General features: G+C 29.4%; 1 pseudogene. It reads right to left on the bottom strand.

Features of this window, described 5'->3' with window-relative positions:
* Positions 1 to 625 (bottom strand): annotated as a pseudogene (locus QP439_RS08965) (DNA-binding response regulator); the annotation flags it as partial.

Raw genomic sequence — 625 nt, 5'->3', positions numbered from 1 at the left:
AGATAGGAGAGATTTAGCAGCATTAATGCGCTTATCCGTTATATATTTAACAAGAGTTTCTCCAGTTTCTTTTTTAAAAATTCTAGCTAAATGATCTGCGCTGAGATAAACCATATCTGCTAATATAGAACGATTTATATCTTCATAGTAGTGATGATCTATGTATTCGACGATGCGTTGAATACTATTTTTTTGGTTTTCAATGTTTGTTGCAAATTTCTTAGCATGTGACCAGTAATAATCAAAGTAATCCTGGAAAGATTCAATTGAATGAAAGCGTCGTTGGAATAGGAAATCATGAGTGCTGTTTTGGAATAATTTATGAGCTGAAATTCCATTTTGATCTAGATATATTCCTATTTGTTGAGTCCAATCTAGTAAAATTTGTTGTAGTGTGAAAGTAGGAATTTGAGAATTATAAGCAAGTGAATTAATTTTTTCTCTTAATTCGTATTCACTTAAGCTATCTAAAAAAGTAATTGAAAGAGTTTCTGTTTTAAAGGAAGTTGGAAAACTATGTGGAACACATGTAATAGTATTCCAATAAGAAACATATTGTTCATTATAAGTGTAGAGTTCTTTGGTATGAAATAAAATATCGGATATTTTATGGCAACTCTTATAT

This window comes from Streptococcus sp. UMB1203 (genome assembly GCF_030217725.1).
Lineage (GTDB): Bacteria > Bacillota > Bacilli > Lactobacillales > Streptococcaceae > Streptococcus.
This window is presented reverse-complemented; position numbering and strand designations above follow the sequence as displayed.